This is a genomic window from Microvirga aerilata (assembly GCF_016743775.1).
GTDB classification, from domain to species: Bacteria; Pseudomonadota; Alphaproteobacteria; order Rhizobiales; family Beijerinckiaceae; genus Microvirga; species Microvirga aerilata.
Map to the genome: position 1 here is coordinate 1 of NZ_JAEQMY010000027.1, position 21,139 is coordinate 21,139.

Consider the following 21,139-nt stretch of genomic DNA (forward strand, 5'->3'; position numbering starts at 1 on the left):
CTGATCAGAGCTTTGAGGCCATGATCTATCTCGCTGCCAGCTTCATGGCCCTGAAATGAATGTCCACACGCCTTAGTTAAGGGTCATTTCTGGTCGACTATTTTCCATTTGCTTTGACAATATTCTTCTATCCCAAATGAGTACTTCTTTCCCTCTTCTGAAATCCTGCTGTAATGGGTAGGTGTTGCTCATTTGCAATATGATTCTCTAAAGGAAGGGGCGTAAGTTTCCCGCGTGAATCCTCACACACGGGGTTACGGTCATGAGAAAGTGCGTTCTAAGCCTCCTCACAGGGGTTGCGGGCCTTACGCTTGCTGCATCCGCTGTCTCTGCTGCGGACCTCCCGGCCCGCGAAGCTCCCCCTCCGGCGCCGTTCGTGGCGGCGGCTCCCGTTTTCACATGGACCGGCTTTTACGGCGGCGTGAATGCCGGCTGGGGCTGGCGCAGCGACGATGAGGAATCCGTCGTACTGACCCCCGGCCCCGGCACGCCGGGCCTTGCCGGCACGCTGGTCTTCCCGGACAACGAGGATGGCGGCTTCACCGGCGGCGCCCAGATCGGCTACAACTACCAGATCGGCTCCTTCGTGGTCGGTCTCGAGACGGATATCCAATGGGCCGACACGGGCGATGACGAAGAGGTTCTCTTCACCCCCGGTCCAGGGTCCAGCGGCGTCTTCGTCCCGGGCACGTTCGAGAACAACGACACCGATTGGTTCGGTACTGTGCGGGCCCGGGTGGGTATCGCGCTCGATCGCTTCCTGATCTACGGCACCGGCGGTTTCGCCTATACGGACGAGAATACCGGCTGGGTCGTGGGCGGCGGCGTGGAATGGGCTCTGCCCGTGACCCTGTTCGGCTCCTCGGCGGTGACCTTCGGGGTGGAGGGCCTGTGGCTCAGCTTCGAGGATGACGACAACGGCGACAGAACCATCGGAACGTTCACCCCGGCCGGGGGAGGCGCACCTGTTGCGGTCTCGTTGCCTGCCGATGATGACGATCAGGACTTCTTCGTCGCCCGCGCCAAGCTGAATTTCAAGTTCGGCACCTATTAGGGTTCCGCGTACCAGAAACGAGAAAGGCCTGGGGCCGAGCCCCAGGCCTTTTTGCAGTTTGCCGTTTACCCAAGCGACCTGCGCCGTATGGGTAAGAATAAATGGCCGCGACCGTCCTTAAATGGATCTATGGTCGCGGCCCCGGCCCGTAGTTGCCCCCACGGGAAGTTTATGCCTAGACCTCGAAAACGTGACCTCAATGAGGCGCCAGCTAGGCCATGAAATTTTTTCAAACTTTTTTGGAACCAACTCTCAGCGCCGGCGTTGGTATGCATCTCCGGTCTTTTTTGCCCCTACGGCCGGACACCTTAGAGCACCCTTATGGGTGCTCTTTCTTTTTGTGCCTTCCGGTTTCAGGGCTGCGAATCATCGTCAAGCTTGAGCTTATGAAGGCTGAGTCCGGTGTTCAACCCGTTGGATTCCAAGAACTTCCGAATTTTCATGAATGCCCGTCCGGCAGCAGGCGCATGCTGCCTCAATCGTATTTTCGCTCGTCCGCGATCGCCTTGCCGTCGTTGGGAAGGCTCCCGGGGCCGGTGAGGTTCACCTGACCTTTCAGCTTGGCGATGTTCTGGAGCGTCGCGCCCACGGCTGCGGCAAGTTCTGCACTCGGCGCTGCCGTTTCGGCCATGAGCGTCATGATGTCCGTCTCTCCCTCCCGGGTGACCACGAGGCGCAGGCGGCCGAGCTCCGGATGGCGCCGGGCCACTTCCGCCACCTGTTCGGGGCGGACGAACATGCCCTTGACCTTGGTTGCCTGATCGGCTCGGCCCAGCCAGCCCCTGATGCGCATGTTGGTGCGCCCGCAGCCGCTGAGCCCCGGCATCGCGGCCGTCAGATCCCCCAGGGCAAGACGGAGAAAAGGACGGTGCGGATCGAGGGTGGTCACGACGATCTCGCCCACGTCGCCCTCCGGCACAGGGTCGCCGGTTCCGGGGCGGACGATCTCGACGATGATGTCCTCGTTCACGACAAGCCCTTCGCGGGCGGAGGTCTCATAGGCGATGAAGCCGAGATCCGCCGTGGCATAAGCCTGATGGGCCTCGATGCCCTTTGCCGAGAACTCCTCCTGCAGGGATTTCGGGAAGGCCGCGCCTGAGACGAGCGCTCTCTTGATGGAGGACATGTCGCGTCCGCCCGCCTCAGCCCCGTCGAGGAGGATCTTGAGAAAATCCGGCGTTCCGCAATAGGAGACGGGGCGATAGGCCTCGATCAGCTCGAACTGCTGCTCGGCGTTGCCGGGGCCGGCGGGAATGACCGCGCAGCCCAGCGCCCGCGCTCCGGAGTCCATGATGAAGCCGCCCGGCGTCAGGTGATAGCTGAAGGTGTTGAGAACCACGTCGCCCCGGCGGAAGCCGGCAGCGAAGAGCCCCCGCGCCGAGCGCCACGGATCCGCCTGGGCCCCTTCCGGCTCGAAGATTGGGCCCGGGGAAGTGAAGAGGCGGCCGAACGAGCCTGGCGCATCGTGCACGAAACCGCCAAAGGGCAGGGCGGTCCTCTGCAGGCCGGGCAGCTCGGCCTTCCGCAGGATGGGCAGGCGGGCAAGGGCCTCGCGGCTCGTGACGGTGTCGGGATCGATCCCGCGAAGGCGCTCCGCATAAGCCGGCGCTGCGGCAGCCCGCTTCAGGATTTCCGGCAGGCGCGCAAAGAGCGAGGCTTCCCGCTCGGCGGGATCGCGGGTTTCCAAAGCGTCGAGGTGATGGGTCACCGGCTGGTTTCCATGTTCATGAGATCTTACGCCAGCCAGCGCTTGCGGCGCTTGTAGCTCTTCACGGCGCGAAACGACTTCCGGTCTCCTTCGGAAACGCCGAGGTAGAATTCCTTCACATCCTCGTTCTCGCGCAGCATCTGCGCGGGACCGTCCATGACCACGCGGCCGGTCTCGAGAATGTAGCCGTAGGTGGCGTATTTCAGGGCCATGTTGGTGTTCTGCTCGGCGAGCAGGAAGGACACGCCCTGCGTGTCGTTGAGCTTGTGGACGATCTCGAAGATCTCTTCCACGATCTGCGGTGCAAGGCCCATGGAGGGCTCGTCCAGCAGGATCATGGACGGATTCGACATCATGGCCCGGCCGATGGCGCACATCTGCTGCTCGCCGCCGGAGGTGTAGCCCGCCATGGAAGTGCGCCGCTGCTTGAGGCGCGGGAAGTAGTCGTAGATGGCCTCGAGGTCGCGGCGGATGGCGGCATTGCCGTCACGGCGCGTGAAGGCGCCGGTCAGGAGATTCTCCTCGATGGTGAGATGGCCGAAGCAATGCCGGCCTTCGAGAACCTGGATGCAGCCGCGCCGCACCAGTTCGTTGGGCGACAGGCGGTCGACCCGCTCGCCCTTGAACTCGATGGTGCCCTTGGTCACCTCGCCGCGCTCTGCCCGCAGCAGGTTGGAAATGGCTTTCAGCGTCGTCGTCTTGCCGGCGCCGTTCGCGCCGAGCACAGCCACGATGCCGCCCTTGGGCACATTGAGCGAGACGCCTTTCAGCACGAGGATCACGTGGTCGTAGACGACTTCGATGTTGTTGACGTTCAGGACGATCTCCGCGGGTTGCGGATGATCCTGAGGGTGCGTTTGAACGGCGCTCGTCATCGGCGGCTCTCTCCATCTTTCCCTCTCCCCTTGGCGGGAGAGGGTGCCCTGCGAAGCAGGGTGGGAGAGGGGCTGTGCTCGTCATCAGACGCCCCTCTCCCGGCTCATTCCATTCGCCACCCTCTCCCGCGAAGGGGAGAGGGGTAAGTCCTTAGCTCGCCTTGTCGCAGGCTTCCGTGCGCTTGGGCCATCCGGCGTTCTTCTCGGAATAGTCCTTGGCGGCGGCTTCGAGCTGGCCGCGAACCTGTTCGGTCATCGGCTCGATGGGGTTGGAGATCTTCACCCATTTCGTGCCGTCCCATTCCTGCATGAACGCGGCGCGGTGGCCGTTATGGTCCGCGCAGGACAGAACGAGCTGGTCGGTGAAGCCCTCAAGCCCGAGCTCCTTCAAGCGGGCCGGATCGAGCTTGATGTTCTCCATGCCGCGCCGCACGTCCTCGCCGGTCACGGCCTTCTTGCCCGTGAGCTTCTGGGCCGTGGCGATGCCCTCCGCGATCAGCAGCGAGTTGTAGACGCCGCGGTTGTAGAGAAGCTCGCCCACCTTGTCCTTGGGAGCCTTCGAGAGGCCCTTGTCGACCACGTGCTTCTGGATGTCCTGGATCGCCGGGAAGTTCGCGCCCACCGCGTGCCAGTTCAGCATCTTGAAGCCCTTGGCGCCTGCGCCGCCGCTCCTGGCGTCATCCTCGCCCGGCCACCAGACGGAGTAGAACTTGTCCATCGGATAGCCTGAGCGCACGGCTTCCTTGATCGCCGCGCCGTTCATGGAGCCCCAGCCCCACATGATCATGTAGTCCGGCCGGTCGCGGCGGGCGCTGAGCCACTGCGACGACTGGTTCTGCATGTCCTGGGCGGCAACCGGATAGAGCGCCACCTCGAAACCATACTGCTTCGCCAGTTCCTGGAGCAGCGGGAGCGGCTCCTTGCCGAAGCTGGCGTCGAGATGCAGGAAGCCGATCTTCTTGCCCTTCAGCTTGTCGAGGCCGCCTTCCTTCTCGCCGATATATTTGACGATCATGGACAGGCCGTCCCAGTAGGTGGCCGGCGGGTTGAACACCCAGGGGAAGATGTCGCCTCTGGCCGAGGCCGAGAGGCCGTAGGCCATGGACAGGATCGGGATCTTGTCCACGGAAGCGCGCGGGATGAGCGGCAGGGTGATGCCGGTGGACCATGGGTTGACCACGACCGGGTTCTTGCCCTTCACGGATTCGTAGCACTCGACCCCCTTCTTGGTGTCGTAGCCGGTCTCGCACTCCTCGAGAACGAGCTTCACGCCGCCGATGCCGCCGTCGCGCTCGTTCAGCATGCGCAGATAATCGTGCATGCCGTCGGCGATGGGCGTGCCGGATCCGGCGAAGGGACCGGTGCGGTAGGTGAAGAGGGGAACATAGACCGAGTCCTGCGCGAAGGCCGGCAGGGCAGTGCCGGCGAGCAGGGTCGCGGCGACGAGCTTCAGGCTTAGTTTGTGGAACGACATTTTTGCGTTTCCTCCCATTATATTCGGCCTAAGGCCGAAATCTTGTTCAGTTCCCGTCTCCATGGTCCGGCCGTCAGTAGGGGAACGGCCAGGCCAGGAGCTTCTGTTTGCCGATCTGCCAAAGCCGCGCGAGTCCGTGCGGTTCGACGATCAGGAAGAAGATGATGAGCGCGCCCACGATCATGAAGCGCAGATGCTCGATGACGTCGGAGCCCACCGTGATGCCGAAGGGCGACATGACCGCAGGCAGCACGATCCCGAGGACGATCGGCAGGATGAAGATAAGCGCGGCGCCGAAGAACGAGCCGATGAGGCTGCCCAACCCGCCGATGATCACCATGAAGAGGATGAAGAAGGACTGGTTGATGTTGAACACGTCGTATTCCGCGCCGCCATACCAGAGGAAGACGAGCAGGGCGCCGGCGACGCCGCAGTAATAAGACGAGACGGCAAACGCCAGGAGCTTCGTCTGGAGCGGGCGGATGCCCATGAGTTCGGCCGCCAAATCCATGTCGCGGATCGCGATCCACATGCGCCCGATGCGGCCGTGGACGAGGTTCGAGGCAAGCCATGTGAGCAGGATCACGATGGTGAGCACCACCAGGTAGCGCACCTGCGGCGTGGCGTTCGGGCCCATGATCGGAACGCCGAACAGGGTGCGCAAGGGGGCGTCGAGCGCGCCCGAGACGTTGTAGTTCACGAGCCACGGAATGCGGATGAAGCACCACTGCAGGAAGAACTGGGCGGCAAGCGTCGCCACCGCCAGGTAGAAGCCCTTGATGCGCAAGGACGGCAGCCCGAAGAGAGCGCCGATGCCGGCGGAGAAGAAGCCCGACACGAAGATCCACACGATCACGTTCACGCCGGGAAAAGCCGTCATCAGCTTGTAGCAGGCATAGGCTCCCACGCCCATGAAGGCGCCCGTTCCGAGCGAGAGAAGGCCCGTATAGCCGGTGAGGATGTTCAGCCCGATGGAGGCGAGCGAGAACACCAGGAACGGGATCATCACCGCCTGGAGCAGGAAGCTGTTGCCCAGGAACGCGAGGGCATAGGCGGCCAGGATGATGAGGCCGATGCCGATGCGGTCCTCGCGCAAGGGGAAGATCGCGCTGTCCGCGACGTAGTTGGTCTTGAACTGGCCGGCCTCGCGGTAGAGCACTTGAAGGATTCTCCCTTAGATCCGTTCGATGATCTTCTCGCCGAACAGCCCCTGCGGCCTGTAGAGCAGGAAGAGGAGGGCGATCACGTAGGCAAGCCAGGTCTCGACGCCACCGCCGACGAGCGGCCCCCAATAGAACTCGCCGAGCTTTTCGCCGATCCCGATGATGAGCCCGCCGATGATGGCGCCCGGAATGGACGTGAAGCCGCCGAGGATGAGAACCGGCAGCGCCTTGAGGGCGATAACCTGGAGCGAGAACGACACGCCCGAGCGCGCGCCCCACATGATGCCGGCGACCAGTGCCACGATACCGGCGGCAAACCACACGATCACCCAGATCTGGTTGAGCGAAATGCCCACCGACAGCGCCGCCTTGTGGCTGTCCGCCACCGCGCGCAGGGCCCGCCCGACGCGGGTCTTCGAGAAGAACACGGCGAGCAGGGCGATCATGATCGAGGCGATGACGGCGGCGGCGATGTCGAGATGCTGGAAGCGCACCATGCCGCCCAGCATGTCCAGTTCCGTCGTGCCCTGCGGCAGGAAGAGCGCGTCCGTGATCATCTCCTTCGGGTTGCCGCCGAAAATGAGCTCGCCGAAACCGATGAGGAAATAGGTGAGCCCGAAGGTCGCCATGAACAGGATGATGTCGGGCTGGTTGACCAGGGGGCGCAAGACAACCCGCTCCACCACGATGGCCAGAACCAGCATGACGAGCACCGCGAGGATGAGCGCCAGGAATGCGGGTACGCCCTTCTCGTAGAGGCCCACCAGGGTCAAGGCCGAGAACACGACCATGATGCCCTGCGCAAAGTTGAACACGCCGGAGGCCTTGAAGATCAGGACGAACCCTAAAGCGATGAGCGCATAGAGCACGCCCGAGACCAGGCCTTCCCAGAGCGTCTGGATCAACAGGTCCGGCGCTTCGCCCATGAAGACGAACGGTTCGATGAAGACCTTATAGAGAATGTCCATCGCCCGCCCTCAATGCGCCACGCCGAGATAGGCATCGATGACGCGCTGGTCGCGCTTCACCTCGTCGGGGGTGCCGTCCGCGATCTTGCGGCCGTATTCCAGCACCACCACCCGGTCGGAAAGGTCCATCACCACGCCCATATCGTGCTCGATGAGCGCGATGGTGGTGCCGTATTGCTGGTTCACCTCGATGATGAAGCGGGACATGTCTTCCTTCTCTTCGAGGTTCATGCCGGCCATGGGCTCGTCGAGGAGAAGAAGCTCCGGCTCCATGGCGAGCGCGCGCCCGAGCTCGACCCGCTTCTGCAGCCCATAGGGCAGCCGCCCCACGGGGGTCTTGCGGATGTGCTGGATCTCGAGGAAGTCGATGATCTCCTCCACGAAACGGCGATGCTCGATCTCCTCCTTGATGGCCGGGCCATGGCGGAAGAGCTGCCAGAAGAAGTTCGACCGCATCTTGATCGAGCGTCCGGCCATGATGTTGTCCAGCGTCGACATGCTCTTGAAGAGAGCGACGTTCTGGAACGTGCGGGCGATGCCGCCGCGCGCGGCCTCGTAGGGGCGCATCTTCGGGCGCCTCACGCCCTTGAACGTGATGCGCCCGTCCGTCGGATAGTAGAAGCCGTTGATGCAGTTGAGCATCGAGGTCTTGCCGGCCCCGTTCGGGCCGATGATCGCGCGGATCTCGCTCTTGCGGATATCGAAGGACACGTCGGTCAGCGCCTTCACGCCGCCGAAGCCGAGCGACACGTTCTCGACCGCAAGCAGCACGTCGCCCTTGGTCATGACTGGATGATCGGGCGCTCTCATTCTGCGGCCTCCGGGAGGGATGTGGCATGCTCAACCGGATAAGGCTTCATGTCCTTGATCTTGACGCGCGCGGAAATCACGCCCTTGCGGCCGTCCTCGAAGGTGACCTCGGTGGAGATGTCGGCCTCGGTCGAGCCGTCGTAGAGGGCCTGGATGAGCGGGGCGTAGCGCTCCGCGATGAAGCCGCGGCGCACCTTCTGGGTGCGCGTCAGCTCGCCGTCGTCGGCATCGAGCTCCTTGTGCAGGATGAGGAAACGCTTGATCTGCGCGCCGCCCATGCGGGGCTCGGAGGCGAGTGAGCGGTTCACCTCGTCCACATGCTTCTCGATCATCTCGTAGATGCGCGGGTGGCCGGCAAGCTCCTGGTAGGAGGCGTAGGTCACGCCGTTGCGCTCCGCCCAGTTGCTCACCGCCACAAGGTCGATGTTGATGAAGGCAGCCACGTGGTCGCGCCCGTCGCCGAAGCAGACGGCTTCCTTGATGTTGGGGTAGAACTTGAGCTTGTTCTCCAGGTATTTCGGCGGGAAAAGCGAGCCGTCCCGCATCTTGCCCACGTCCTTGGCCCGGTCGATGATCTTGAGGTGGCCGTTCTGGTCGAAGAAGCCGGCGTCGCCCGAATGCACGAAGCCGTCCGGCGTCTTCGTCTCCGCCGTCTTCTCGTCGTCCTTGTAGTAGCCCACGAAGACGCCCGGCGAGCGGTAGAGCACCTCGCCGTTGTCGGCGATGCGGATCTCGACCTGCGGGGCAGGGCGGCCCACCGTGTCGGCGCGGATCTCGCCGTTGGGCTGCATGGTGATGTACACGGACGCTTCCGTCTGGCCGTAGAGCTGCTTCAGGTTCACGCCGATGGAGCGGTAGAAGCGGAATATCTCAGGCCCGATAGCCTCGCCCGCCGTGTAGCCCACCTTCACCCGCGTCATGCCGAAGCGGTTGCGCAAGGGAGCATAGACGAGCACGTTGCCGACCTTCCAGAGGAAGCGATCCCACGCGCCGACGCCCGGCTCCCGGTTGAGGATCTTCTCGCCGACCTTGTTGGCGTGGCCGATGAAGTAATGGAACATGCGGCGTTTCAGGGCGCTCGCATCCTCGATGCGCACCATGGTGAGGGTCAGCATGCTTTCGAAGACCCGCGGCGGAGCAAAGACGTAGGTGGCGCCGACCTCGCGGCGGTCCTCCGCGATGGTCTCCGGGTTCTCGGGGCAGTTGACGCACAAGCCTGACAGGATGGCCTGCGCATAGGAGAAGATATGGTCGCCGACCCAGGCGATGGGCAGGTAGGCGATGATCTCGTCGGTCTCGTCGAGCTTGTCGAAGTCGCAGCCGATCTCGGCGGCGGCGATCACCGCGTCCGAGGTGAGCATCACGCCCTTGGGCCGCCCCGTGGTGCCGGACGTGTAGAGGATGATGGCGAGGTCCGAGCCTTTTCCGTCCTGGAGCGCCCGCTCCGCCTCCTCGGCCTCCTGCGGCCTCGCCAAGCGCGCCCGGCCTTCCTCCACGACGGATTGGATGGAGTGGAGGCGGGTGTGGTCGTAGTCCCTCAGGCCCTTCTGCTCGTCGTAGAGCACCTGCTGCAGCAGCGGCAGCTGGTCGGAAACGGAGAGAAGCTTGTCCACCTGCTCCTGATCCTGCACGGCCGCATGGGTGACCTCCGCATGGGCCAGCACATAGGCCATCTCCTCGGCGACCGAGTCCGCATAGACCGGGATCGGGATCGCGCCGAGCCATTGGGCGGCGGCGATGCTCCAGTAGAGATAGGGGCGGTTGTACCCGATGACGGCGATCTTGCCGCCGCGCTTCAAGCCCAGGGACTGGAGGCCGCTGGCATAGGCCCGGACGATCTCATGCACCTCGCCCCAGGTCCAGGACTGCCAGATCCCAAGATCCTTGTGCCGAAACGCGGTGCGGTTCGGGCGTATGCGCGCATTGCGCGCCAACAGTTTGGGGAATGTATCCGCGCGCGCGTCCGCAGCCGTCGTCAACGACGTCAACCTCCCTGAGACCGCGCTTCGAAAGGCGCGGCATGGCTTCGTTTCCTCTGGCGCATGGTTGGCCCATGCAACCTGCCGGTCTGCGCCGGCTCTCTTTCAAGAACTTCGTCGGGAGGTATTCTGTCGTGCCCGTCCTGCAACGGCAAGGCGCTCGCCCCCACTACCATGGGCTAATACGCCGCCGGCCGCTTCAGCGGGGGCAACGGAACTCTTCTCGAACGATTCTCCGGGCGGTCTTAAGGCACGGCCGTCAGCGCTGCAGGCTCGATCTCGTCGGCCCGCACCAAGCGCTCCGCCCCAACCGTGTTCTTGACGCGGTAGACGGGAAAGCCGTTCGCCTGCGGGACGAGGCAGACGATGCAATAGGTGCGGTGATCCGCATAGCCTGAGGAAGGGCGAGTGATCCGGACAAGCTGCCCGATGTGGAATTTGCTTTGCATCAGCGCCTCCAGAACCCCTGGAATACGGTGAGCCCGACCATGCTCGGTCTTGGGATCACGTATCCTGCATCTGTCCGTGGTCGTCCGGATCAAGAATGAGGCCTGAGGCAAAACGATGGCAATGGCGCCATTCCTGGTCACATGTTCGTCCACGAACAGGAACCTGGCGGATAAAAAAAGCTAAACGGGCTGCCGATGCATCAACCTATCTAAGCTGGGCAGGCGCATGGCCCTGGGCGACTGCTGGCGCATTCGGCCCAGGGCCATGTCTGGGGAGAAAACAGGCGCCGCCTTACTGCGCCGGCGGGCCTGCAGGACGGCCCGGCGTGGCGGGGGCGGTGTTGTTGGCGGGCGGATTGTTGTTGTCCGTGCTTCCGGTCTGGTCCGGTCCATCGTCTCCGCAGGCGGTCAGGGCGAGCAGAGCTGCCAGGGGCAGGATCATTCGAAGTCGCATGCTTGTCTCCTCTCTTGGTGGGGTTCAACTCGCAGGCGGCAGCGAGGTTCACTGCCAGTCATGCCGCCGATGCAGGGCCGATATTCACCGTGGCGCTTCAGGTCAGACCGGTTTGATCGGCATCGTCACCACGAAGCGAGCGCCCGTGGGCTGGTTGGCGCCGGCTTCCACCTGAGCCTGAAGCTGGCGCGCCGTGTTCACGATCAGGCGTGAGCCCAGGCTTTGACGCTGCTTGGAAAGATCGAAGCCCGCGGGAAGCCCGATGCCCTTGTCGGCGATCTCGAGCCGGAGCTGCCCGCTGCCGTCGGAAAGCCGAACCAGGACCGTTCCGCCGCCGCCTTCCGGATAGGCATATTTGAAGGCGTTCGTTACGATCTCGTTCAGCAAGAGCCCAAGAGAGATGGCCCGATCCGTAGAGACCATGACCGACTGGCCATGGAAATCCAGGCGATGCTCGAGGGCGGTCTCCTGAAGCTTGCGGCAAAGGTCGTTCAGGAAGCTGCACAAGTCGACGCTCTGGGCGTCATATTGCCGCCAGAGCCGGTCATGGATCTGCGCGATGGTCTGGACGCGCGCATAGGCGTCCTCCAGGGCCTGCTTCGCCTCCGCACTGGCGGTCGAGCGGGATTGCAGTCCCAGGAGGCTTGCAACCAGCGCCAAGCTGTTCTTCACCCGATGGCTCACCTCCTGGGTAATCAGGTGTTGCCGCTCCTCCGCCTCGCGCTGCTCGGTGATGTCCGTGTTGGTGCCGAACCAGCGCAGGATCTTGCCGTCAGCGTCGCGGATGGGCAGGGCTCGGGAGAGGAACCAGCGATAGGAACCGTCCTTGCCCAGGATCGGGAAAGTGTCCTCCCAGGGCTCGCCCGACTCGAACGAGCGCCGGATGCGCTCGACCACGCGCTCAACGTGATCGGGATGATGCAGCGAGCGCCAGCCCCAGCCTTTGATCTCCTCGAAGGTGGCGCCGGTGTAGTCGAACAGGCGCTGGTTATACCAGTAGATCGAGCCGGACGCGTCCGCCATCCAGGCGAGCTGCGGAATGGAGTTGGCCAGGGTGCGGAAGCTCGCCTCGCTCTCCTGCACGGCCGCCTCGATCCTGATGCGCTCGATGGCCACGCCCAGGATGTTGGCGGCGCCTTCCATGAAGGCCACATCGGCTTGGGTGAACTTGCTCTCCTGCGGGCTGTCGACCTCCAGAACGCCGAAGGGCCACTCCCGGCCCCGTATCGGCACGTTGATGGCCCGGCGCACACCGTGCTCGACCATGATCTGAGAAGCGCGAAACCGGTCCTCGCCCTCGGCCGCTGCCGCCCCGAGATGACTTGAAAGGACCGATTCGCCCGTTCGGAAGGCATAGCCCGCAGCGGAGCCGAGGTCGGCTCCCACAAGAGCCTGTCCGACGACCCCCGGCCTCCAGCCGATGCCGGCGCGCACGAAGAGCTTGTCCTGCTCCGGCCGAAATTCCAGCACCTTGGACAGCTCGCTCCCAAGCCCGTTGGCGCTGATGCGGCTTGCCTCCTGCAAGAGGACGTCGAGGTCCATGGCCTGAAGGGCGAAGAGGCCGAAACCCGCCAGGATTTCCTGCTGGCGCAGCCTATAGGCCAGCTCTTCGGATTTCTGGGGCACGGTGAGGATTGCGGCTCCTCTGGAAGGCGATGTGCTGGTGCTCACGGGCAAAACTTGTCGCAATGGGAAAGGGACAGACCGGCCAATCCAAACGAATGCCCTTGGCCCTCTGTTCCCACGGACGCAACCTGCCCCGATGCATGGCTGCCTTGGGCTCGACCGCTGGAACAGCCACCGGCATGGCGAATTGACTTGGTCTGATAGCCTTGACCTGCAACCGGTGGAGCCCACGATGTTGAATGGCTTGCGTGTCCTCGTCGTCGAGGACGATCCTGCAATCGCAACGGACATCAGCGACCTGATCGAGCGGGCGGAAGGCGAAGTGGTCGGTCCCGTCGGATCGCTGCGCGAGGCCAAGCAGACGGTCCGGACCGACCAGTCCATCGACGCGGCGGTGCTCGACGTCAACTTGGGCGACGGGGACATCACGCCCGTGCTGGAGAGCCTGCGCGCCCGCAATGTGGGCGTCGTGGTCTATACGGGAAGCAGCGGCCTGCCGTCTGGGGTGGGCGAGCGCCACCCGGATGTGGTCGTGCTCCAGAAGCCCGTGCAGCCGGGTCGGATCGTCGGAGAGATCCAGCGGGCGCGCCGCACGGTGGGCACGGCATAACGGCTTTCTGCCGCTACCCTTGAGCGATGGCGTGGAAGAAGCTTCCCGTCACGTGCCCCCTGCGGTGGCCGGCCGTTCCGAGATCGTTTCCTTCCGCGTCCGTGATGGCCGCGAAAGCTGCCTCACGGGCCGTGTCGCTTCGGGTGACCGAGGCATAGTGGAATTCGTGCCCGACGATGCGCCGGCCCGCCGCCCCGAGCACTCCGGCGTGGAGCAGATGGGCCACCCGGTAGCCGAGGTGCATCTTGCGCTTGGCGTAGCTCGTCTCGACCGGCAGGAGGCCCGCCATCCGATGCCCGTGGCCCTCTGCATCCTCGAGGGTGTCACCCAGCACCATGTAGCCTCCGCACTCCCCATGGACCGGGCGGGTCTCCGCAAAGCCGCGCACCCCTTCGAGAAAGCGCTGGGCGGCGGCGATCCTGCCGGCATGGAGCTCGGGATAGCCTCCCGGCAGCCAGCAGGCGTCGCAATGCGCCGGAGGCGGCTCGTCCGCCAGGGGGGAGAATGCCGTGATCTCGGCGCCCGCCGCCCGCCAGCCTGCAAGCACATGCGGGTAAACGAACGAGAAGGCCCGGTCTGACGCCAGGGCAATGCGCTGTCCCGGCGGCGGCAGGGGGATTGCTGGGCCTGCCGCCTCGAGCCGCGTCGGACCGGCGAGGGCCACGAGCCGGTCGATGTCGACCGCGCCTTCGACCGCATCGGCGAGCCGCTCCAGCCGCGCGTCGAGTTCCTCGGTCTCCCCCGCCTGCACGAGGCCGAGATGGCGCTCGGGCAGGGCGAGCGCGGTGTTGCGCATGAGCGCTCCGAGCACCGGCAGGCCGATGCGGGCCATGCCGTCCTCCACCAGCCTGCGGTGGCGTTCGCTCGCGACCTTGTTCAGCACGACGCCGGCCACTTCGATCCTCGGGTCGAAGCGGGCGCAGCCGAGCGCGACGGCGGCGGCCGATTGAGCATGCCCCGACACGTCGAGGACGAGGATCACCGGCCAGCCGAACAGGGCGGCGATGTCGGCGCTGGCGCCCGTGCGACCGACGTCCTGGCGGATGCCGTCGAAGAGGCCCATGGACCCTTCCGCAATGACAAGGTCCGCGCCGCCTGCCGCCTCGGACGCGATTGCGCCCAGAAGGGGCCTGCTCATCGCAAAGCTGTCGAGGTTGAAGCTCGGCGCACCGGTCGCTGCGGCATGAAAGGCCGGGTCGATATAGTCAGGCCCGCACTTTATGCCCCGCACACGGAGCCCGCGGCGCGCCAATGCTCTCTGGAGACCGAGCACGATGGTCGTCTTGCCCGATCCCGAGCGTGGTGCCGCGACGAGAAGGCCGGGGCTCGGGGTCACTGGGCGGCCTCGCTTCCAAACTCCAGGAGATGGTTGGCGATGGTTGAGCGAAAGGCCGCAATCGCCCCGATCGCCACGATGGCAGGGGAGCGGATGAGCCCTTCCTCGGCAAGCTTCGGCAGGGTTTCGAGGGTTGCCTCCACCACGCTCTCCTTCGCGGTGGTTGCCCCATGCACGGCGAGCGCGGGCGTGTTGCCCGCAAGGCCGCCGGCCAGCAGCGCGCTCACGATGCCGGGAAGACTCGACACGGCCATGTAGAGCACGATCGGCGCGCCCGTGCGGGCAAGCGACGCCCATTCGATCTCGGAGTCGGGCGCCGGATGGCCGGTGGCGAGGATCACCGCGTGGTTGGTCTTGCGCATGGTTGCGGGAACGCCATGGATCGCCAGCGAGGCGAGCCCGCTCGACACGCCCGGGATGATGCGAAACGGGATGCCGGCCTCGGCCAGCGCCAGGGCTTCCTCGCCGCCGCGCCCGAAGATGAACGGGTCGCCGCCCTTGAGCCGCAGCACCCGCTTGCCCTCGCGGGCGAGCAGAATGAGCCTCTCGCAGATGTCGCGCTGAACCGCCGAAGGCTTTCCGCCGCGCTTGCCGGCAAATTCGAGCGCGGCACCCTCGCGCGCATAGGACAGCACATTCGGCTCGACGAGGGCGTCATAGACGATGACGTCCGCTATCGCGAGGGCATTGAGGGCATGGATGGTGAGCAGGCCGGGATCCCCGGGCCCGGCTCCGACGAGCCAGACCGTGCCCGGTGCGAAGGGGGGCGTGAGGCGTGACAGCGACGTCATGCGAGCCTCCGCCCATGACCGGCGGCCAAGAGATAGCTATATGAAATCATAGGGACGATGTATGAGGCTGCATGGACGACAGTAAACCCGCCGGAACCCTGCGCCGCGGCTGGACCACGGGCGCCTGCGCTACGGCGGCTGCCAAGGCGGCGTATCTGGGATGGCGCACCGGCGATTTTCCCGATCCCGTCGAGATCGCGCTTCCCGGAGGAGCGCGACCCGCCTTCTCCCTTGCCGTCAACGAGATCTGCGAGGGCGGCGCGCGGGCCGCCGTCGTCAAGGATGCGGGCGACGATCCGGACGTGACCCATGGGGCGATGGTGGTTGCAAGCGTTCGCGCCGGAACGCCGGGAGCGGGGGTGACGTTCCGGGCCGGCAAGGGCGTCGGCACCGTCACCCGTGCGGGCCTGCCCCTGCCGCCCGGGGAGCCCGCCATCAATCCGGTGCCGCGCCAGATGATCCGGGACAACCTGGAGGAGGCGGCCCGCAGCGTGGGCGGCCCTCTGGACATCGACGTCGAAATCTCCATTCCGGGCGGCGAGGCCATCGCGCTCAAGACCCTCAATCCGAGGCTCGGCATTGTGGGCGGGCTGTCGATCCTCGGCACCACGGGTGTCGTGGTGCCCTATTCGTGCTCGGCCTGGATCCACAGCATCTACCGGGGCATCGACGTGGCGCGGGCCGGCGGCCTCGTTCATGTGGCGGGAGCCACGGGCTCCACGTCGGAGAAGGCCGTGCAGGCCCTGCACAACCTGCCGGACCATGCCCTCATCGACATGGGGGACTTTGCCGGCGGCATGCTGAAATACCTGCGCCGCAACCCGGTGCCGAAGGTCACCATCGCGGGCGGCATCGCCAAGATGACCAAGCTCGGCCAGGGCCTGCTCGACCTGCATTCGCGCTCGGGCGCCGTCGACCTCGCCTGGCTGTCCGAACGCCTTGCCGAGGTTGGAGCGGAGCCTTCCATTGTCGACTCTGCCGTTCAGGCCAACACGGCGCTCGAAGTGCTGGAAACCGCAAGCCGTCTGGGGCTCCCCCTCGGGGACATGGTGGCCCAGCATGCCTGGCGCACGGCCGCCAAGGCGCTGCGCGGCGCCGAGACTGCCCTGGAGATCGTGGTGTTCGACCGCAACGGTGCTCTCGTGGGACGCGTGCCGTTTCATCCGGTTGCCTGAAGCCACGTGCATCATCGGCTTCCTTCGCGGGCGCTCGGACGAAAGCGCCGATCATAGTCGGTCGAGTAGAGCGCGCTGTCGCGAAAGTCCTTGGCCTCAAGCGTGCGGCCGACCAGGATCAACGCGGTGCGTTCCAGCTTCTCGGCGCGAACCATGGCGGCAATCGTGGCAAGCGTTCCCTTCAGCACCCGCTCGTCCGGCCAGGATGCGCGCCAGACCACGGCGGCAGGGCAGTCGCCGCCGTAAGAGGGCAGAAGCTCCTCGACAACCTGCTCGATCACATGGATCGACAGGTGAATGGCAAGCGTCGCCTTCGTTTGGGCGAAGGCGGCAAGCCGCTCCGTGTCCGGCATGGCCGAGGCCCGGCCCGAGGTGCGGGTGAGCACCACGGATTGCCCAACCTCCGGCACCGTCAACTCGCGCCCGAGGGCTGCCGCCGCAGCGGCAAAGGCGGGAACGCCCGGGGTGATCGTGTAGGGGATGCCCAGAGCATCGAGGCGCCGGATCTGCTCGCCGAGCGCGCTCCAGATCGAGAGATCCCCGGAATGCAGGCGCGCCACGTCCTGCCCCAGCTCATGCGCCCGCACGAACTCGGCCGTGATCGCATCGAGATCCAAGGGAGCGGTGTCGACGAGGCGTGCGTCGGGCGGGCACCAGGCGAGGATTTCCGGCGGCACGATGGAGCCGGCATAAAGGCAGACCGGGCAGCGTTCCACCAGCGAGCGTCCGCGAACGGTGATCAGGTCGGCGGCGCCGGGACCGGCGCCGATGAAGTGAACCGTCATGGGCTGTTCTCCAGTCCCGCGAGAGCGCAGGTTGCCGAGGGCGAGGCGATGCGCTCCAGAATGAGTCTGCTCCCGGGTCCAGCCGCTGCGAGGGCTGCGGCTTCCGCGACGGATCCGACCCCATGGGCGGCGAGGGAGCGTGCCGATCGGGTGCGGACGCCTGGAGCGGCCGCGGCGAGGGCAGGCTCCTCAACCCGTGTGACGGTGACATCGAGCTGCCGGGCCGCTTCCGTGAAAGCGGGCAGGGCGGCGAGGGGCTCGATGGTTGCAAGACTGCTCAGCCCGGCGCGCGCAAGCGAAGCACGCGTCAGCGCCTGCTCCACGAGCGCCACGATCTCGTCGGCAGCAGCGCTGCGCCTGAATCCCAAGCCTGCCACGATCATGGCTTCGTCACCACCCATTGCGTGACGGGCATCGCCGCCCGCCAGCCGTGCATGCCGCCGACCCGCTCCAGACGCGAGAGCGCCAAGCGCCGCATCGTGCCGCCATGGCGAGCGTACAGCGTGCCCAGCAGCGTCTCGGTTTCGAGGGTCACCGCGTTGACCACGAGGCGTCCGCCCGGCTTGAGCGCCCCCCAGGCGGCCTCGAACACGCCGGCCTCCGACGCGCCTCCGCCGATGAACACCGCGTCCGGTGCGGGCAAGCCGGCGAGTGCGTCCGGCGCCTGCCCGAGCCGGATGTCGAGTGCGGTTGCGCCGAGTTCGAGCGCGTTGCGGCGCGCCCGCTCGGCCCGCTCGGAGCGTTCCTCGATTCCGATGCAGCGATTGCGCGGATGGCGCAGGCACCACTCGATCCCGACCGAGCCCGCGCCTGCCCCGATGTCCCACAGGAGCTCGCCGGCCCGTGGCGCGAGCGCGGCCAGGGTCAAGGCGCGGATCTCCGCCTTCGTGAGCTGGCCGTCGTTCTCGAACCAGGTATCGGGAAGACCCGGCGCAAGAGAAACCACGCGGGCATCTTTTGCACCGGCCACCCTGATGGCGACGGTGTTGAGCGGGTCGATCTCGTGCAGGCTGAACTCGGCCGCAACCGTGTGCCTTATGCGCTCGCGCGGGCCGCCCATGGATTCCAGGACGGTGAGGGCCGAGGCGCCCAGGCCACGGGCCTCAAGCAGATCGGCGAGCTTGCCCGGCGTCGAGCCGTCCCATGACAGGGCCAGAACGCGTCCGCCGGGTTGAAGGTGCGGGATGATCCGCTCGAGCGTCCGTCCGTGCAGGCTGACGCAGTCGCACTCGGGCAGGGACCAGCCTAGGCGAGCCGCCGCGAGGCTGAAGGCGGAAGCCTGCGGGAAGCACACCATTTCCTCGGCCGGAACGAGGCGGGCGAGTTCGGCCCCGACGCCGTAGTGGAAGGGATCGCCCGTCGCGAGCACGCAGGTGGGTTCGCCCCGGCGGGCGAGAATGAACCGGTAGCCGTCCGCGATGGGGCTCGGCCACGGGAGCGTCCGCGCGTCGAGCGGCCCGGCGAGGGCCAGATGCCGGGCCCCGCCCACGACCAGTTCCGCGCGCTCCAACGCGGCAGTAGCCGCGGGCGACAAGCCCGCCCGCCCATCCTCGCCGATGCCGATGACGGTCAGCCAGGGGCGGGCGGGAGCCTCCCTCGACACCGTCTCAGATTTGGGGGAAAAGGTGCTCATGCGCATCCTCGTTCTGGGCGGCACGACCGAAGCCTCCGCACTCGCGTCCAGGCTTGCCGGCAACCCTGATTTCACACCTCTTCTGTCCATGGCGGGCCGCACCAGCAGCCCGCGTCCCCTGCCGATCCCGGTCCGCATCGGCGGCTTCGGCGGCGTGAAGGGTCTCGCCCGCTTTCTGGAGGATGAGCGGATCGAGGCCGTGGTCGACGCGACCCATCCGTTTGCCGCCGTGATGTCCCGCAACGCGGCTGAAGCCTGCGCGACAGCCGGCGTTCCGCTGCTCGCCCTGCGCCGCCCGCCTTGGACGCCGCAGGAGGGCGATTGCTGGAGCGAGGTGCCGTCCATGGAAGCAGCCGTTCGCGCCCTGGGAGACACGCCCCGCCGGGTGTTCCTCACGGTCGGCCGTCTCGAACTCCCGCCCTTCGCTGAGGCGCCGCAGCATACCTATCTCGTCCGCACCATCGAACCCATCGGCGATGCCCTTCCGGGGCCGAGCGTCATTGCGATCCAGGACCGCGCACCGTTCGACGAGACGGCGGAGCGCAGGCTCATGGAGCACGAGCGCGTGGACGTGGTGGTGACCAAGAATTCGGGCGGTGCCGCGACCTATCCGAAGATCGCGGCCGCAAGGGCTCTCGGCCTGCCGGTCATCGTCGTGGTGCGGCCAGAGAAGCCCCGCGATGTCGAGGAGGTTGCAACCGCCGAGGCCGCCTTCGAATGGCTGGAGCGCGTTCACGGGCGCACCCCGTAGAAGCGCGGCGTATACACGTAGGGCGCCTCGCCCTCGGCGCGTCCGATCAGCCGCGTGGTGCTGGCGCCGATGATGACGATGGTGGACATGTCGGCGGAGGCGGCCTCCACCTGCGAGAGAGGCTCCGTCCTGATCCGCTCGTCGGGCCGTCCCACGGCGCGCGCGAGGATGACCGGGGTGTCGGGAGCGCGTATCTCGCTGACGATCTTGAACGCCGCGCCCAGCTGCCACGGACGCGCCGACGAGATCGGGTTGTAGAGCGCCACCACGAAATCGGCGGCGACCGCTGCCCGCAGCCGCGCCTCCACCACTTCCCAGGGCTTCAGGTTGTCGGAGAGCGACATGACGCAGAAATCGCCCCCGAGAGGAGCGCCGACGCGCGCTGCCGCCGCGAGCATGGCGGTGATGCCGGGCTCCACGCGGATATCCAGGTTGCGCCAGGCAGGATCGCCATTCTCGACGGCCTCGAACACGGCCGCCGCCATGGCGAACACGCCGGGATCCCCGCCGGAAACCACGGCGACGCGGGCGCCCCTGGCGGCGAGATCGAGCGCGAAACGGGCCCGGTCGACCTCGACGCGGTTGTCAGAGGAATGCCGGCCCTGACCGGGCGTGCCGGGCACGCGATCCACATAGGGGCCGTAGCCCACGAGATCCGTTGCCGAGGCGAGCGCCTCGGAGGCGGCAGGCGTCAGCCAGCGCGCGTCTCCGGGGCCAAGGCCGACGACCGTGAGAACGCCCGTCATACCCGCCGCCCTCATACGCGCCTCCCGTGGCCGGGCACGATGATGAGGGAGAAATAGGGGGCGTCGATATCCTCGGGCAGATCGGGAAGAGGAACGATCCGCTCCTGCGCCATCGTCGCGCGTTCCACAAAGATCGCGCGCTCCAGAAGCCCGGCCTTGCCAAGCGCCGCGCGAACCTTCGGCAGGTTGCGCCCGAGCTTCATCACCACGGCGGCGTCGGTGCCGGAGAGACGGCGCGTGAGTTCCGCCTCGGGCAGCGTTCCGGGCACGACGGTGAGCACGTCGTCGCCCCAGGTGATCGGCGCGCCCGCATGGGTCCAGGCGCCCGACATGGCCGTGACGGCCGGCACCACTTCCGTCGGAACGCGGTCCTTCAAACGCCACCACAGATGCATGAAGGAGCCGTAGAAGAACGGATCGCCTTCGCACAGAACGGCGACGACGTGCCCGGCCTCCACTTCCGCCTGGAGCCGCGCGGCGGCTTCCTCGTAGAACGGGTTGAGGGCGGCGGCATAATCCGGGTGGTCGGCGGGGATCTCGGTGGTCACCGGATAGACGAGGGCGATTTCCCGCTCGGGGCTCGCGCCCACGACCGCATCCGCGATGGTACGGGCATTGCCGCGCCGTCCGCGCTTGCAGAAATGGACGAGCCGGTCGGCCGTCTCCAGCACCTTGCGGGCGCGCACGGTCATGTAGTCCGGGTCGCCGGGCCCGAGCCCTAAGCCGAAGAAGCGGATGGAGTCCTGCATCAT

General features: G+C 66.1%; 21 protein-coding genes. 4 read left to right on the forward strand and 17 right to left on the reverse strand.

What is annotated here, in order from left to right; all coding sequences use genetic code 11:
• The first annotated feature begins 262 nt into the window (after nucleotides 1–262).
• The gene (locus JKG68_RS17360) at nucleotides 263–1,054 is read left to right on the forward strand and encodes an outer membrane protein (protein ID WP_202062053.1); all 792 of its coding nucleotides are present in this window, start codon (nucleotides 263–265) and stop codon (nucleotides 1,052–1,054) included.
• 475 nt (nucleotides 1,055–1,529) lie between these two features.
• On the opposite strand, the gene JKG68_RS17365 is transcribed toward JKG68_RS17360, so the two are convergent.
• The 10 genes from JKG68_RS17365 to JKG68_RS17410 all read right to left on the reverse strand — a co-directional run bounded on the left by JKG68_RS17365 (nucleotide 1,530) and on the right by JKG68_RS17410 (nucleotide 12,560).
• Nucleotides 1,530–2,762: a phenylacetate--CoA ligase family protein gene (locus JKG68_RS17365; RefSeq protein ID WP_202062059.1), complete on the reverse strand. Its 1,233-nt coding sequence runs from the start codon at nucleotides 2,760–2,762 to the stop codon at nucleotides 1,530–1,532.
• 26 nt (nucleotides 2,763–2,788) lie between these two features.
• Nucleotides 2,789–3,637: an ABC transporter ATP-binding protein gene (locus JKG68_RS17370; protein WP_202062065.1), complete on the reverse strand. Its 849-nt coding sequence runs from the start codon at nucleotides 3,635–3,637 to the stop codon at nucleotides 2,789–2,791.
• Nucleotides 3,638–3,788: 151 nt separating this feature from the next.
• Nucleotides 3,789–5,111: an ABC transporter substrate-binding protein gene (locus JKG68_RS17375; protein WP_202062068.1), complete on the reverse strand. Its 1,323-nt coding sequence runs from the start codon at nucleotides 5,109–5,111 to the stop codon at nucleotides 3,789–3,791.
• 73 nt (nucleotides 5,112–5,184) lie between these two features.
• Nucleotides 5,185–6,270: a branched-chain amino acid ABC transporter permease gene (locus JKG68_RS17380; RefSeq protein WP_202062070.1), complete on the reverse strand. Its 1,086-nt coding sequence runs from the start codon at nucleotides 6,268–6,270 to the stop codon at nucleotides 5,185–5,187.
• A gap of 15 nt (nucleotides 6,271–6,285) precedes the next feature.
• On the reverse strand, nucleotides 6,286–7,242 hold the full coding sequence (locus JKG68_RS17385) for a branched-chain amino acid ABC transporter permease (RefSeq protein ID WP_202062072.1): 957 nt from the start codon (nucleotides 7,240–7,242) through the stop codon (nucleotides 6,286–6,288).
• 9 nt (nucleotides 7,243–7,251) lie between these two features.
• Nucleotides 7,252–8,052: an ABC transporter ATP-binding protein gene (locus tag JKG68_RS17390; protein WP_202062074.1), complete on the reverse strand. Its 801-nt coding sequence runs from the start codon at nucleotides 8,050–8,052 to the stop codon at nucleotides 7,252–7,254.
• A complete protein-coding gene (locus JKG68_RS17395) occupies nucleotides 8,049–10,031 on the reverse strand; it encodes an AMP-dependent synthetase/ligase (RefSeq protein ID WP_202062076.1) in 1,983 nt (660 codons plus the stop codon). Before JKG68_RS17395 ends, JKG68_RS17390 begins: the two co-directional genes overlap by 4 nt.
• A gap of 245 nt (nucleotides 10,032–10,276) precedes the next feature.
• Entirely contained in the window at nucleotides 10,277–10,480 is a 204-nt protein-coding gene (locus tag JKG68_RS17400) for a hypothetical protein (RefSeq protein ID WP_202062078.1), read from the reverse strand.
• Nucleotides 10,481–10,772: 292 nt separating this feature from the next.
• Nucleotides 10,773–10,934 (reverse strand): hypothetical protein, encoded by a 162-nt coding sequence (locus tag JKG68_RS17405; protein WP_202062080.1) that lies wholly within the window; start codon nucleotides 10,932–10,934, stop codon nucleotides 10,773–10,775.
• A 102-nt stretch (nucleotides 10,935–11,036) separates the two neighbouring features.
• The gene (locus tag JKG68_RS17410) at nucleotides 11,037–12,560 is read right to left on the reverse strand and encodes a sensor histidine kinase (protein WP_202062082.1); all 1,524 of its coding nucleotides are present in this window, start codon (nucleotides 12,558–12,560) and stop codon (nucleotides 11,037–11,039) included.
• Between the two features lie 232 nt (nucleotides 12,561–12,792).
• Between JKG68_RS17410 and JKG68_RS17415 the strand changes: the two genes are divergently transcribed.
• The gene (locus tag JKG68_RS17415; RefSeq protein WP_202062085.1) at nucleotides 12,793–13,170 is read left to right on the forward strand and encodes a response regulator; all 378 of its coding nucleotides are present in this window, start codon (nucleotides 12,793–12,795) and stop codon (nucleotides 13,168–13,170) included.
• 13 nt (nucleotides 13,171–13,183) lie between these two features.
• Here the strand turns inward: JKG68_RS17415 and JKG68_RS17420 are convergent, their stop codons facing one another.
• Nucleotides 13,184–14,506 carry a cobyrinic acid a,c-diamide synthase CobB gene (locus JKG68_RS17420; protein WP_202062088.1) on the reverse strand — a complete coding sequence of 441 codons (1,323 nt, stop codon included), beginning with the start codon at nucleotides 14,504–14,506 and terminating at the stop codon, nucleotides 13,184–13,186.
• Entirely contained in the window at nucleotides 14,503–15,297 is a 795-nt protein-coding gene (cobA, locus tag JKG68_RS17425) for a uroporphyrinogen-III C-methyltransferase (protein WP_202062090.1), read from the reverse strand. Before cobA ends, JKG68_RS17420 begins: the two co-directional genes overlap by 4 nt.
• A gap of 71 nt (nucleotides 15,298–15,368) precedes the next feature.
• Here cobA and JKG68_RS17430 point away from each other — a divergent pair, with 71 nt between their 5' ends.
• Nucleotides 15,369–16,472 (forward strand): cobalt-precorrin-5B (C(1))-methyltransferase, encoded by a 1,104-nt coding sequence (locus JKG68_RS17430; RefSeq protein WP_202062092.1) that lies wholly within the window; start codon nucleotides 15,369–15,371, stop codon nucleotides 16,470–16,472.
• 11 nt (nucleotides 16,473–16,483) lie between these two features.
• Here the strand turns inward: JKG68_RS17430 and cobM are convergent, their stop codons facing one another.
• The 3 genes from cobM to cbiE are packed head-to-tail and all read right to left on the reverse strand — an operon-like array spanning nucleotide 16,484 to nucleotide 18,890.
• A complete protein-coding gene (gene cobM / locus JKG68_RS17435) occupies nucleotides 16,484–17,257 on the reverse strand; it encodes a precorrin-4 C(11)-methyltransferase (protein ID WP_202062095.1) in 774 nt (257 codons plus the stop codon).
• A complete protein-coding gene (locus JKG68_RS17440; protein ID WP_202062097.1) occupies nucleotides 17,254–17,658 on the reverse strand; it encodes a cobalamin biosynthesis protein in 405 nt (134 codons plus the stop codon). The genes cobM and JKG68_RS17440 overlap by 4 nt, the downstream gene beginning before the upstream one ends.
• A complete protein-coding gene (cbiE, locus tag JKG68_RS17445) occupies nucleotides 17,637–18,890 on the reverse strand; it encodes a precorrin-6y C5,15-methyltransferase (decarboxylating) subunit CbiE (RefSeq protein WP_202062099.1) in 1,254 nt (417 codons plus the stop codon). The genes JKG68_RS17440 and cbiE overlap by 22 nt, the downstream gene beginning before the upstream one ends.
• Between cbiE and JKG68_RS17450 the strand changes: the two genes are divergently transcribed.
• Nucleotides 18,889–19,641: a cobalt-precorrin-6A reductase gene (locus tag JKG68_RS17450; RefSeq protein ID WP_202062101.1), complete on the forward strand. Its 753-nt coding sequence runs from the start codon at nucleotides 18,889–18,891 to the stop codon at nucleotides 19,639–19,641. The two genes, cbiE and JKG68_RS17450, sit on opposite strands and share 2 nt — an antisense overlap.
• Here JKG68_RS17450 and cobJ read toward each other — a convergent pair.
• Complete coding sequence (gene cobJ, locus JKG68_RS17455; protein ID WP_202062162.1) at nucleotides 19,623–20,387, reverse strand: precorrin-3B C(17)-methyltransferase; 765 nt, start codon at nucleotides 20,385–20,387, stop codon at nucleotides 19,623–19,625. The genes JKG68_RS17450 and cobJ overlap by 19 nt on opposite strands.
• 11 nt (nucleotides 20,388–20,398) lie before the next feature.
• On the reverse strand, nucleotides 20,399–21,139 hold the full coding sequence (locus JKG68_RS17460; RefSeq protein ID WP_246515538.1) for a precorrin-2 C(20)-methyltransferase: 741 nt from the start codon (nucleotides 21,137–21,139) through the stop codon (nucleotides 20,399–20,401).